The sequence below is a fragment of the Paenibacillus sp. p3-SID867 genome (assembly GCF_025142895.1).
GTDB lineage: Bacteria > Bacillota > Bacilli > Paenibacillales > Paenibacillaceae > Paenibacillus_AQ.
This window is the reverse complement of the sequence record NZ_JAMBDM010000011.1, coordinates 94,021-106,682: the sequence shown is the minus strand read 5'-3', so window position 1 is coordinate 106,682 and position 12,662 is coordinate 94,021. Positions and strand designations below refer to the sequence as shown.

Annotated in this window: 14 protein-coding genes; 5 read left to right on the top strand and 9 right to left on the bottom strand. The window is 50.2% G+C overall.

Annotated features, from left to right (window positions below):
- Positions 1 to 28 precede the first annotated feature (28 nt).
- Positions 29 to 382, bottom strand: coding sequence for a DoxX family protein (locus M4D81_RS22315; RefSeq protein ID WP_260068083.1), 354 nt, complete (start codon positions 380 to 382; stop codon positions 29 to 31).
- Between the two features lie 141 nt (positions 383 to 523).
- On the opposite strand from M4D81_RS22315, the gene M4D81_RS22310 reads away from it, so the two are divergent.
- Positions 524 to 907, top strand: a complete 384-nt coding sequence (locus M4D81_RS22310) for a winged helix-turn-helix transcriptional regulator (RefSeq protein ID WP_260068082.1) — start codon at positions 524 to 526, stop codon at positions 905 to 907.
- An 86-nt stretch (positions 908 to 993) separates the two neighbouring features.
- Here the strand turns inward: M4D81_RS22310 and M4D81_RS22305 are convergent, their stop codons facing one another.
- The 5 genes from M4D81_RS22305 to M4D81_RS22285 form a co-directional block, all read right to left on the bottom strand.
- Positions 994 to 1,833: a sulfurtransferase gene (locus M4D81_RS22305; RefSeq protein ID WP_260068081.1), complete on the bottom strand. Its 840-nt coding sequence runs from the start codon at positions 1,831 to 1,833 to the stop codon at positions 994 to 996.
- A 169-nt stretch (positions 1,834 to 2,002) separates the two neighbouring features.
- Positions 2,003 to 4,216: an acyltransferase family protein gene (locus tag M4D81_RS22300; protein WP_260068080.1), complete on the bottom strand. Its 2,214-nt coding sequence runs from the start codon at positions 4,214 to 4,216 to the stop codon at positions 2,003 to 2,005.
- Complete coding sequence (locus M4D81_RS22295) at positions 4,200 to 4,337, bottom strand: hypothetical protein (RefSeq protein WP_201259340.1); 138 nt, start codon at positions 4,335 to 4,337, stop codon at positions 4,200 to 4,202. Before M4D81_RS22295 ends, M4D81_RS22300 begins: the two co-directional genes overlap by 17 nt.
- Before the next feature lie 336 nt (positions 4,338 to 4,673).
- Positions 4,674 to 5,834: a sporulation protein YhbH gene (yhbH, locus tag M4D81_RS22290; RefSeq protein ID WP_113057531.1), complete on the bottom strand. Its 1,161-nt coding sequence runs from the start codon at positions 5,832 to 5,834 to the stop codon at positions 4,674 to 4,676.
- 166 nt (positions 5,835 to 6,000) lie between these two features.
- The gene (locus M4D81_RS22285; protein ID WP_233355059.1) at positions 6,001 to 6,423 is read right to left on the bottom strand and encodes a hypothetical protein; all 423 of its coding nucleotides are present in this window, start codon (positions 6,421 to 6,423) and stop codon (positions 6,001 to 6,003) included.
- Between the two features lie 211 nt (positions 6,424 to 6,634).
- On the opposite strand from M4D81_RS22285, the gene M4D81_RS22280 reads away from it, so the two are divergent.
- Positions 6,635 to 7,015 (top strand): DUF423 domain-containing protein, encoded by a 381-nt coding sequence (locus M4D81_RS22280; RefSeq protein WP_260068079.1) that lies wholly within the window; start codon positions 6,635 to 6,637, stop codon positions 7,013 to 7,015.
- 84 nt (positions 7,016 to 7,099) lie between these two features.
- Here M4D81_RS22280 and M4D81_RS22275 read toward each other — a convergent pair whose 3' ends face one another.
- Complete coding sequence (locus M4D81_RS22275; protein WP_260068078.1) at positions 7,100 to 7,639, bottom strand: hypothetical protein; 540 nt, start codon at positions 7,637 to 7,639, stop codon at positions 7,100 to 7,102.
- 233 nt (positions 7,640 to 7,872) lie between these two features.
- Between M4D81_RS22275 and M4D81_RS22270 the strand changes: the two genes are divergently transcribed.
- Entirely contained in the window at positions 7,873 to 8,175 is a 303-nt protein-coding gene (locus M4D81_RS22270) for a YunC family protein (protein WP_113057527.1), read from the top strand.
- Positions 8,176 to 8,349: 174 nt separating this feature from the next.
- Here the strand turns inward: M4D81_RS22270 and mtnA are convergent, their stop codons facing one another.
- Together mtnA and mtnK are read right to left on the bottom strand one after the other, a co-directional pair.
- A complete protein-coding gene (mtnA, locus tag M4D81_RS22265; protein WP_220684112.1) occupies positions 8,350 to 9,429 on the bottom strand; it encodes an S-methyl-5-thioribose-1-phosphate isomerase in 1,080 nt (359 codons plus the stop codon).
- The gene (mtnK, locus tag M4D81_RS22260; RefSeq protein ID WP_260068077.1) at positions 9,426 to 10,649 is read right to left on the bottom strand and encodes an S-methyl-5-thioribose kinase; all 1,224 of its coding nucleotides are present in this window, start codon (positions 10,647 to 10,649) and stop codon (positions 9,426 to 9,428) included. Before mtnK ends, mtnA begins: the two co-directional genes overlap by 4 nt.
- 308 nt (positions 10,650 to 10,957) lie before the next feature.
- Between mtnK and M4D81_RS22255 the strand changes: the two genes are divergently transcribed.
- Both M4D81_RS22255 and sufC read left to right on the top strand, forming a co-directional pair.
- Positions 10,958 to 11,434 carry a Dps family protein gene (locus tag M4D81_RS22255; protein WP_071218026.1) on the top strand — a complete coding sequence of 159 codons (477 nt, stop codon included), beginning with the start codon at positions 10,958 to 10,960 and terminating at the stop codon, positions 11,432 to 11,434.
- 445 nt (positions 11,435 to 11,879) lie between these two features.
- Positions 11,880 to 12,662 (top strand): Fe-S cluster assembly ATPase SufC, encoded by a 783-nt coding sequence (gene sufC / locus M4D81_RS22250; protein WP_071218027.1) that lies wholly within the window; start codon positions 11,880 to 11,882, stop codon positions 12,660 to 12,662.

The following is a 12,662-nucleotide window of genomic DNA, read 5'->3' as shown; positions in this document are numbered from 1 at the left end:
CGAGCATCAGATCGGTCCTTCGGTTCCTTTATAGTCTTCCAATTGCCACGATCAACGCCAGAACTACAAAAAAGATATTCACGCCGATCTCCCGGTACTCTTTTCGCCAAATATGAAACATCATCCCGAGCAGTGCGACCGCAGCCAAAGCCATCGCGGCGATCGGCGTAAGCACCGGAGCTATGTTCAGCGCCCACGGCAAAACAAGGCCCAGCGCTCCGAGTAGTTCTACGATTCCGATCAGAACAACTAGAGTTTTCGGTACATCCTTTACCCAGGACCATGTTTTTTTTGATGACTCGATACGAACGGTTTTCATCCATCCCGAATATACGAAGCCTGCCGCCAATATGAATTGTACGATCCATAACGTCACATTCATCTTTTCTTTTCCCCTCACTTGTTCAATTTCGATATCTGCCTCTATACTAAAGTGAGAAAGCCCAATCAGGAAGTAGGCACTTAAACCTAACCAGGTAACCAAAAGTAAACCCTTGGCATGATCAGAAAGTGAGGAATAAGAATGACGGTGTATTGCAAATTCGGAACCGCGCTGGAAATCCTCACGGGCAAATGGAAATCATTGATTCTTCTACGCCTGCTGAGCAACGGTACAATGCGGTTCAGTGAATTACAAAAAGCCATTCCGGATATTTCGAAAAAGATGCTGGCCCAGCAGTTGAAAGAACTGGAATATCACGATATTGTGCATCGCGAAGTGTTTGCGCAAATTCCGCCAAAGGTCGAATACTCGATTACAGAGTACGGACAACTCATGAAGCCCGTGCTCCAGACAATGAGCGACTGGGGGGCCGGGCATGTGCAGCATATGCAGAAGCTGTACGGCGAAGAAGACGAAGCAGAGGCAAAACCGTCCGACCTTCGGAAAATCGATTCCTTGCGGTAAACGTTTCAGTATTAAGCGCACGCTAAAAAAGCCCGCAAAGATCGCGGGCGTTTCCTTTTTTTAAGTATACAAATAAAAACGAACGCTTAACCCTCTTCCCCTGTAGCTACCGGATTCTCCTCATAGCTGATCCAATCGCTCCAGCTGCCCGCATACAGCTTCACATTGCCATAACCGGCTTCCTCCAGGGCAAGCACGTTCGGACAAGCGGTGACGCCGGAGCCGCAGTATACGATAATCTCGGCATCCTGCGGAATGTCGGAAAAATGCTTGCGAAGCGCGCCTGCATCCTTCCAATGTCCGGAGTCGTCCAGGACGCCCTTCCAGAAGTAGTTCACCGCACCCGGAATATGTCCGGCTTTGGCGTCCAACGGTTCCTCGGCTCCGGCATATCTGCGCGGTTCGCGTGAATCGATGAGGGTTTTGTTACCATGCTGCGAAGCCGCGCGCACCTCATCTACGAGGACCAGTTTATCGGGCTTAAGATTGATGTCATAGGGTACCGGAATGACGATCGGCTGTTCATCCGTTACCGGATACGAAGCGTTCTTCCAAGCGGTAAAGCCTTCATCCAACACATAAGCCTGTTCATGCCCGGTGTATTTCAGCAGCCACCATAGTCGGCTGGCCATGGCTCCGCCCTGGTCGTCGTAGATGACGACACGGCTGCTCTCCTGAATGCCGGACTGGCCGAGACGCTTTGCAAGCTGATCCAGGTCCGGTAGAGGATGGCGTCCGCCATGTTGAGTGATAGGAGAGGAGAGGTCCTTCTCCAGGTCGAGGTAAACGGCACGCGGAATATGCGATTCCTCGTAAGCGGCTCGGCCGCTTTCCGGCTTGCCGAGGGCAAAACGGCAGTCGACGATGACCAGATCCGGTTCATAGAGTCTCGCCAGCAGCCATTTCATTGACACGATATTGTTCATATACCAGGACACCGCCTTCTATTAAGAAATAATGAGATTAAGTAACCGAATTATATCATATTGCTGCTTCCGATTACGTATATAACTAAAAAGCCGACCTGTCTCATAGAAGGATGAGATCAGGTCGACGATATGAGAATGAATAATGGCAAGAATCAGGATGAACGCTTTATTTCTTGATAGCTTGAAGCAGCATGGAGGTGTAAGCCTCGGCGCCTTCCGGCTCCAGATGGACACCGTCAGACCGGAAGTATTCCGGATGATCCTTACTGGCTGAATACCAATCCACCAGTGTAACTTTCGGGTTCTGGGCAGCTGCTTTTGCCAGCATGCCGTTCACGTTCTGTTCCCAATCGCGCGGAACCCGCGTGTTGATAAGCAGAATTTGCTTAGCTGAATCCAGAGGACGCAGAAGGGAATCGAGATCCTTTTGCGAGAAAGCGCCGTTGGTTCCCAGCCCGATGATGATAATGCCGCCATCTATCCGATTCTGGGTCTTCATGGCAGGGATCAGGTCATCGGCCTGACGCATTTGGCGGCCTATCTCTGCATCGATGTGAATGCCGGGCAGCGATTTCTCCAGATAAGGGGATACCCCGAGCATGACCGAATCCCCAATGGCCGTGACGGTGGACTGGGATACCGGAGGATTTTGAGGCTTATTCGTTGGCTTCGAATGATTGCTCTTTCCGCCTGTCGTTTCGCTTCCCGAGTCCTTGAATTGATCCGGCTTATCGGACTTCTCCTCACCAGGTTTACCCGCTTTATCTTCATTCGGTTGATCCGGGATTGTTTTTTCGGAATCAGCCTTATCCGGGTCTTCGCTCCCTGTGTCGGTGTTCTTGTCTTCGTTGTCAGCGTCAGTTCCAGCAGGAGGGTCCGGTTCTTCGTTTCCGCCTGTATCTTCATCGCCAGAATGTGTCGCTTCGTTCGGAAGCGGCATTTCATCCGTTTCTTTAGCAGGGTCCGGCTTCTTAATAACACCAGGCTGCTTCGCGTCGGTAGGCGGAGGGGAGATGTTCCCGTCGTCAGTGCCTGCAGGAAGCGGCGTTTGTCCTTGCGGTGGCTCCATCGCCCCGGACTCCCCGCCTTGTTTCTGATCCGGCTCCTCCGGGGCAGGATCATCAAGGCTCAGCATGGCAGCGATATCGCCTACCGTTCTCGCAGAAGATACGCTGCTCATCATCCCTGAGCAAAAAATACCGATTAGAATGAGCGAGCTTAGCGACACGACCCAGCCTCTTAATGAAATCGAAGCCGGACGGCGGCGAATGGAGCGGGCTTTAAACCACACTTTCTTCAGTCCGCCATGGCGTATCGGTTCTTCAACATACTTCCAGGATAGGGCGGCCAGCAGCACGCTTGCCGCGATTTGCAGTGCAACCTGAGGCAGACTCAGATTGTCTGTGCCGGATGCAGGTGAGGTCAGGATCATCACCGGGTAATGCCATAAGTAAATGCCATAGGATCGAACGCCAATCCACAGCAGGGGCTTCCAGCTTAACAAGCGGCTGATCGAAGCTGCAGGATGCGCCAACACCGCAACGAGGACGGCGGCGGCCAGAGAGAAGAGGAACATGCCCCCTTGATACAGGAACGAATCGTACCGGTCCACCCGCCACATCATGAACAGTATGATGAGCATTGCCGCTGCGCCTGTTAGGTTGAGTCTGCGCCGGGCAGCCCTTGAAACATGGGTGGACAGCTTCCAACTGGGCCATACGATAGCAAGCCCTGCTCCGATGAGCAGACCAAACGCCCGGGTATCCGTTCCATAGTAGACCCGGCTAGGATCATCTCCCGGTTGATAGATCACTGCCATGGCGAGAGCTGAAATCGCGGCTCCGGCAGCAATGAAAGTGAACAGCTGTCCCCTGCGGGGGAATAGCTTGAGTACGGCTAACATGATTAGGGGCCACAGCAAGTAGAACTGTTCTTCCACGGCAAGCGACCAGAAATGCCCCAGTGGAGACGGCGGGCCAAATGATTCGAAATAAGATTGCTGCTGAAAAATAAACTGCCAGTTGCTTATGTATGTAACCGCACCGAGCACCTCACTCCGAAGCGTAGCCAGCCGAGATCGGTCAAATAGCGTAACCCACACCACCAGGATGAACAGCATGAGCAGCATGGCCGGCAGGAGACGTCGGAACCTTCGGATCCAGAAATCTTTCAGATCGATCCGGCGATGATAATGCCATTGCGATGCCAGAATATCCGTAATGAGATAGCCGGACAGTACGAAGAATAAACTGACTCCGAGAAAACCACCGCCTGCAAAACCGAAATTCCAGTGGTATCCCATCACTCCGATCAAAGCGAGGGCCCTCAGCCCATCAAGACCGGGCATGTAGCGTGAATGTGGCTTATCTGATGCCGGCACGGGAGATCACTCCTTTCGAAGGATCTGCGCTTACGCCGCCCTGGAACAGCCGCTGCGATAATATGTAGGACATATTCTCAAACGTCTGGGTGCTGAATAGTGAATGTGTCATTTGGAACATGGTAAACCTTCCCTTTCCTTTATAGGAGGATATCTTAAATTAAGGAGACGCTTATCGAATCCTGTAATATCCTGCAACACGATGTCATAGCCAATACTATCATTCCAGGAAAAACAGAAGGTGACAAAAAAGTGAAGCTACGGCTACATTATGATGTCAATAATAAAACAGATTTTTCATTTGAAAGGATAAGTCTACACATCTCGTTATCCATGATTCGGTAACCAATTGTTAGCTGTATCACAATAGGCCATAAGAAAGAGGAGGTCCCTGCCTCCTCCAACATCAGGATGATTCGACATCCATGATTTCCCTTTTATTAATGTAGAATATGGGTCAGATCGCCGCTCCCTGCCGTTTACGAAAAAAGGTTTTGAGTGCCTCGTACACTTCCCCTTTGTCTTTAATGACATGATACATGAATTGGTCCAGCTTGATATTCTTATAAGCCGACATCAGCGTGCTGCTGCGATTGTATTGATTGACTTCGCCATAACCGAACATATTGCTGACCTTCAGCAGTTCGCCGATGAGTTTGACGCAGCGTTCATTGTCGGACGTGAGGTTGTCGCCGTCGGAGAAGTGGAAGGGATAAATGTTGTATTTGGAAGGGGGATAACGGTGATGAATGATATCAAGCGCCTTCTGATAAGCGGATGAACATATGGTTCCGCCGCTTTCACCCCGTGTGAAGAACTCTTCTTCGGTCACTTCTTTTGCCTCGGTATGGTGGGCGATAAACACGATTTCGACTTTCTCGTACTGCTTGCGAAGGAAGCGGGTCATCCAGAAGAAAAAGCTGCGCGCGCAGTATTTCTCGAAGGAGCCCATGGATCCGGACGTATCCATCATGGCGATAATGACCGCATTGGATTCCGGGATGACGGTGTCGTCCCAGGTCTTGTAACGCAAGTCGTCCGGACTGATCCCGTGGATGCCGGGTTTGCCGTCTCTTGCATTGCGGCGCAAATTCTCCAAGATGGTGCGTTTCTTGTCAATGTTGGACATGATGCCTTTTTTGCGGATGTCGTTGAAGACGATGGACTCTGTCTCGATCTGCTCTTTATCCTTGGGCTGCAGCAGCGGGAGCTCCAGTTCCTCAAACAGCATATTCTCCAGTTCTTCCAGGCTGACCTCGGTTTCCACGATGTCCTGCCCTGCCTGATCGCCGGCCGATTCTCCCTTACCGGGCTGGGCTGACGAAGGGTCGCGTCCAAGGACGTCCCCAACCTGACTGTCACCGTCGCCCTGACCGACATGCTTTTGCTTTTGATAGTTATAGATGAAACGGTATTCGTCAAGGCTGCGGATCGGAACTTTGATGATCTGCTTTCCGTCGGACAGAATAATGTTTTCCTCGGTAATAAGGTCGGGCAGGTTGCGTTTGATGACTTCACGAATTTTATGCTGATGACGTACCTGATCCTGATAGCCCTTGCGGTGCAGCGACCAGTCTTCACGGGATACGACAAACGACAGGGCGTCTTCATTTTGCATGGACAGTCACCTCCCAAGTATTGCCTTGACACGGTTGCCGTCTTTTTGGCTGTAGTAATTCATTATATTCGGGAGAAAGAGCGATATGTGAGTATCAATCCGGGTTTGTCATGAAAAAGACACTTAACCCGAGATGAATCAGGCAAGTGTCTTGAAGTGGCACTCCTTAAGCATTTAATACGAATAAGAAAAGAGCTCCGATGGTGATGATGACTACGCCGTTCACGATGGTGGCAATCACGGCGACAGCACGCTTGCGTGTTTTGGATAAGCAGCCTACAACGCCAAGCACCAAGCCGGTGATATTGATGATCATCACGATGATGAACACGGCCGCCAGCGTGGTCATCGCTTCCAGCGTTTCCTGAGTCGGCTCAAGGAGCGGTCCGTTCTCCGTCATGTATGGCTCAATCATCGTGGTGCCGAGCGCGCCGAGCAGAATATACCCGAGCAGCGTCACGATCGACAAGATGAATGAGGCGATGCCGAAGCGGGAGTTTTTTCTATCCTCGGGTGGAATAAAGGTGGTTTTGGGTCGCTTAGGTGAACCTTGGTCCTCGGATGGGGAGGCAGGTGATTGTTGATCCATGTACATAATCGCTCCTAACATAAGAATTCATTCTCTAATGGGTTCGTGTGGTCTTCAATAAAAAGACATCCTTATTAATCTTTCACAAAATGGCCCTGAAATCAAGTCCAAAGCGTCTCACATGCCGGTGGAAAAGCTTCCTTGAATCCGTTACACTTAATTTGATTACATAAGGACACGGGTGTCCGCTGAAAAAAGGGGTTGAAGAGGCATGAGTCGTAGATTCATCGCATGGGGTTCGATCCTGATGGCATTATCTGTCGCTATCGGGGCATTCGGCGCCCATATGCTGGAGGATAAGATTACGCCGGACGAACTTGCCATTTATGAGACCGGAGTCCATTATCATATGATTCACGGACTTGCGGTGCTGATTACGGGGATTGTGGCGAAGGTTCTTGGCGAATCCCGGAAGCTGTTCTGGTCAGGGACTTTATTCATTGCGGGAACCGTCATATTTTCCGGAAGTCTCTACGTGTTAAGTTTATCGGGCTTGAAGTGGCTCGGTGCGATTACGCCGATCGGCGGTGTATCCTTTATCGTGGGCTGGCTGATGCTGATGTCTTCGGCGTTGTCCCGAAAAAATGCTTGATATTAAAAAAAACGGCTTCACCGATCCCTGCTTATGGGGCGGCGAAGCCGTTTTTTTGATGAATACCGTGGACTTAATACCGACTCAGCTGACGCTGAACTCATCAATTTCATTGAGCTTGAAGGTATACACTTGTTTCTCATCGACATGATAGACGTTGACCAGGAAATTGCTTTCATCATAGTTGAGAATTCGGCAGGGAAGACTTGTCTGCTTACCGTGGCGGTTGGTTGTCAGGCGAACAAGGCGATTGTCCTTACTGTATACTTTTATCCATTCAAAGGGATCACTTCCGGTGAGTGGAGTTTGGACAGGAGGAGCGCTTGCAGCGATCTTTTTTTCCGGCGAGGAAGCCGCAGGTGGCGCAGGTTTCTCTATCTGAGAAGCGGCAGAAGCCATCTTCCCGGAGGCTTTGCTAATAACGGAATCTTTCTTGGCTTGAACCAAGGTGTTGATAATTTCTCCAAGTTCCATTCCGGACTTAACCCGGAAATCGACGACTTCAGTCTTGTCGTTCAGCATTTCCAGCAAATATTGCAAAGCCAGTGCGTTGGAGGAACTCTTGACCAGAATATCAACGTTGAATAAAAAGCCGTTATCGTCGGTGGCAGGAATTGTGTTCATAGCTTTTATTATTCACCAGCTTTCACATTGTTTCTACTGAATCAAATATACCATAATTTTCGAATATTCATAGTCCTAATGTCATGCATATTTCATCTTTATTCTATTGACTTACGAGTCATTCGCACCATTACGTGTGGGCTGGAATGCATAATATGAGAGACATTCGCACCATGTCGGTTCCAAAAGAATAAACATAATTCTAAGCCGACGTGAGGGGAGGTTTGTTGATATTGGTGACTTTACTGCCGATCGATATTGAAGGACATACCGTTATGGGCGTCGAAGTAAAGCTTCCGAAAACAACGCTGCTGGCCGTATACACTTCCCGGGGCTATATTATGTGCGGTGCACTCGATGTGGGCCTTCTTAACGAAAAGCTTGCTGACCGCAAGATTATCGCAGGAAGAGCCGTAGGGGTTCGCACATTGGAGCAGCTGCTGGAAGCGCCGCTGGAATCGGTAACCCTGGAGGCAGAGAAGTGGGGCATTCATCCTGGCTTGGCTGGCAAGGATGCGATCCTGCGCATGTTATGAGTCATGTATGCCTTCTGTTCCAAGAGTGATTCCTGTGCGGATCGCTCTTTTTTTGGAGATAACAAGGTTTAGACTTCAGATGCACTAAAATGCAAACCGTAAAAAAACGGACAATTCGGCTGGGGGCCGGTTGTCCGTTTTATGATGCCATAAAACATTTGGCGGATATAGCGGTTATTCGAACAAGCTTTTTAAGCTCTCATGATAAGGAGCTTGCACGACGCCTTTTTCCGTAATGATGGCTGTCACATATTCATTCGGCGTAATGTCGAAGGCAGGGTTGTACACTTTTACGCCTTGCGGAGCTGTGCGCTTGCCGAAACCTTCCGTGATCTCTTCGGCAGGACGTTCCTCAATCGGAATATCGGCGCCTGTCTTCGTATTCAGATCAATTGTGGACAGCGGGCAAGCTACGTAGAAAGGAATGCCGTGAGCTTTAGCAAGTACCGCTACTCCGTACGTTCCAATCTTGTTTGCGACATCGCCGTTTGCGGCAACGCGATCCGTACCGACGATAACCGCTTGGATCCAGCCTTTGGACATAACCATGGCGGCCATGTTATCCGCCAGCAGTGTAACGTCAATCCCCGCCTGCTGCAGTTCAAAAGCAGTTAAACGCGCGCCTTGCAGGACAGGTCTTGTTTCATCTGCGAACACCTTGATGTTCAGGCCCTGCTCATGAGCCAGATACATCGGCGCCAGGGCGGTACCGTATTTGGCAGTTGCCAATCCGCCCGCGTTGCAGTGGGTGAGCACGCCCATGCCGTCCTGGAAGAACGGCAGCGCGTTTTCACCGATGCGGCGGCATACATCCTCATCCTCGGCACGAATGGCTTCGGCTTCGGCGAGCAGCGCCGCGTTCAGTCCGGCTGTATCGAGATCGGAAGCTGCCAGCTTCTCAGCCGCAAGCTTGATACGGTCCAGCGCCCAGAACAGATTGACGGCTGTCGGTCTGGACGTTGCGAGATAAGCGCAAGTTTTTGCGACTTGTTGCAGCCATCCCTCGTTATCGTCGGCTTCAACCTGCATGCCGCCAAGGACTGCGCCGAATGCTGCCGCGATGCCGATAGCCGGCGCGCCGCGGACTTTCATGGAGTGAATGCCTTCCCAGACTTCCTCCGGTGTGAAGAGCTGAAGATAGACAATCTCTTCCGGGAGCAATCGCTGGTCCAGCAGGACCAGATGGTCTCCCCCCCAATAAACGGAGCTTAGCGGCTCATAGGTGCTGGCATTGCCGGTAGTCATACCGCTCATATCGATACCTCGTTTCCTTTAGTTGCTTGCGTAATCAAAGTTAAAATGTCTTCAAATGACTTGATGCTGCGATGATGTCGCACGAGATTTTTGCCGATGGCCAGCGCTTTGCGCTGCGCAGCTTCTCTGGCTTGATCATCGGCTATGGTGTCGATGTCCGCAACATGGGACAATCCGACGATGCGCCGAATCATTTTGCAGCCCGCGAATCCTGCAGTATCCTTCAAAATCTGTGATACATAGTGGTCCTGATAGCCTGGCGTGCGGGACATCTCGTCCAAGAGATCATCATTCCACAGCGCGCGGAAGTTGTTCTCGAAGTGGGTCCAGACGTCGCTTGCCATCTCGAGGAGTCTGGCTTCCCGGGCAGCCAGCGTATGCTCGTCCCGACTCCAGCCCGGCTGTGACGCATAGTTTAGCAGCAGATTGCCGATGACCGCACCGATATCGAATCCCATCGGACCGAAATAAGCGAATTCCGGGTCGATTACCTTGGTGGATTCCGGCGTGACGAAGATGCTGCCTGTATGCAGATCCCCGTGCAGCAGAGCCTGTGCGTGAGTCAGAAACTTCTCCCGAAGCAGCGCGACCTCAAAGTGAAGCGGCAGGTCGGCGCGTAGGGCTTCCGCTTCATCAGCTATGCTCTGCGCATAATTGTTATTGGCGGATTCGCGGTATGGATCTTCGAAGATTAAGTCTTCGGTGATTTTGCATAAATCCGGATTGACAAAGCGGCCGGCAAGTTCCTTCTTCTTCTGTTGATTCATCCCGAGATCCGACGTGTAGAACAACGTTCTGGCCAGGAAGCGGCCGATATGCTCTGCGAACTTCGGATAGGCATTGCCCTCAATCAGGCCTTTGCGCATGATGGTATACTCGCTCAGGTCTTCCATTACGGTGTAGGCGAGCTCATCCGAATAACCGTATACTTCGGGCACAAGGTCGGGGCAAATGGAGTACTCCGTCTCCAGCGCCAGTCGTTCGATGCGGGCCCGGTCGAGAGACAGCGGCCAAGATTCGCCTACAACTTTTGCATAAGGAACAGCTTGCTTGATAATGATACTATCAGCCGTATTTTTGGCGGTGACATGAAACACCAGATTGAGATTGCCGTCGCCGATTTCGCGGCATTCGAGCTGGGCATGGTCCGGGAACCGGCCCGGTATACTTTTAGCTAATTGTATAGCTTCTTCCGCGTTCAGCGGATGATATGCAGACATGGATGGTCACCCCCAAATAGAATAGAAGAAAATCAAAGCCAACTTTTTTGCTTGGTATTACCTAGTATAACGTTTTTTCGCGAATTTTGTATAATTTTTTGGCAAGACGAAAGGTTATTGAACCTGATTCGCTCCGTTGTCCAAAGGGTAAACTACAAATAGACGCCCAAGCACAGGATGTACTCATATATTAATGAAGGAATAGCATTAGCAGATGGTACCCGTTACAATGGGTATACACCGCTCTGCACAATGTTCCTTTGACGCAGTACAGGGTGCATTTCATATAGAAAAGGAAGGGATTAACCATGGCAAAAACTACATCTGGCAAAGCTGCAGGAAAAACGAAAAATGCAAGTCTGGAGCAATTGTTGAATCAACAGGTTGCGAACTTCAACGTGCTCTATGTCAAACTCCACAACTATCACTGGTATGTATCCGGAGAGCAATTCTACTCCCTTCATGTTAAATTTGAAGAATTGTATGACGAAGTTACACTTAAGATGGATGAGGTGGCGGAGCGCCTGCTCTCGATTAAAGGCAAACCGGCTGCTACGATGAAAGAATATTTGGAACTTGCGACTGTCCAGGAGGCTTCGGGCAACGAGGATACCCGTGGCATGGTACAAGCCTTGATTGAGGACTTTGCAACCGTATCCGAGGAGTTGGCGGAAGGCATCGAAATGGCCGAGGAAGCCGGCGATGCGCCAACCGCGGACATGTTCACCGGCTTTAAGGCAGATCTTGAGAAGCACATGTGGATGCTGCGTTCGTTCCTTGGGTAAAGCGTAATACAACAGAATGCTGCCTGTTCTTCCCTTGTATTTGCAAGAGCAGAGGGTGCCGGTTATCATGCCGTGTGCCTTATAGCTCAAGATGTTGACCTGAGCACCGTCTGTCAACGCGCGATAAACGCCGGTGCCGGATGCCGTAATAGAATCTCGGAAGCAACCGCAAATATGGAGGGGAACAGGGTGAACCAAACAGGCTTGGCCGGTCTATCGGTCATGCCTGTTTTTTAATTGTTACGGTTGTCCGAATGTTGTCCGCAAAACGCTTGTCCGGTTGAAATACGTCATATTTTATTATAAAATGGCTTGAGAATCATTGATAATCAGTTTAGAATGATTATAAATAAATAATTATTTTTTGTTTTATGAAATCAGGGCGTCCAATCCTGTTATCATATAGGACAACAATACACTACCTATTCAACGGAGGGAATCTAATATGTCAACCAAGTTTGTCATTGAAGGATTGAAAGCAGCAATCGAAGGCAAGGAGATCCTTAAAGGTATCAACCTTGAGATGAAAGGCGGAGAAGTTCATGCCATCATGGGACCAAACGGTACAGGCAAAAGTACTTTGGCTTCCGCGTTGATGGGTCATCCTAAATATGAAGTTACCGAAGGGAAGGTATTCCTTAACGGCGAAGACGTGCTGGAGATGGAAGTTGACGAGCGCGCACGCGCAGGTCTGTTCCTGGCCATGCAATATCCGAGCGAAATCGCCGGCGTTACGAACTCCGACTTCCTGCGCAGTTCCATCAATGCGCGCCGCGGTGAAGGCAACGAGATTTCCCTGATCAAGTTCATTCGCCAAATGGAAGGTAAAATGAAAGAACTCGAGATGAATCCTGAGTTCGCTCACCGTTACCTGAACGAAGGTTTCTCCGGCGGTGAGAAGAAACGTAACGAAATCCTGCAAATGATGATGCTGGATCCGAAACTTGTCGTGCTTGACGAAATCGACTCCGGTCTGGATATCGATGCTTTGAGAATTGTAGCGAACGGTGTAAATGCCATGAAATCCGAAGAACGCGGTTTCTTGATTATTACCCACTATCAACGTTTGCTTAACTATATCACTCCAGATTATGTTCACGTGATGATGCAAGGACGCATCGTAAAATCCGGTGGTCCTGAATTGGCAGAGCGCCTGGAGGCAGAAGGTTATGACTGGATTAAGGAAGAGCTGGGCATTACTGATGAAACTGTAGGTCAAGACGCGTAA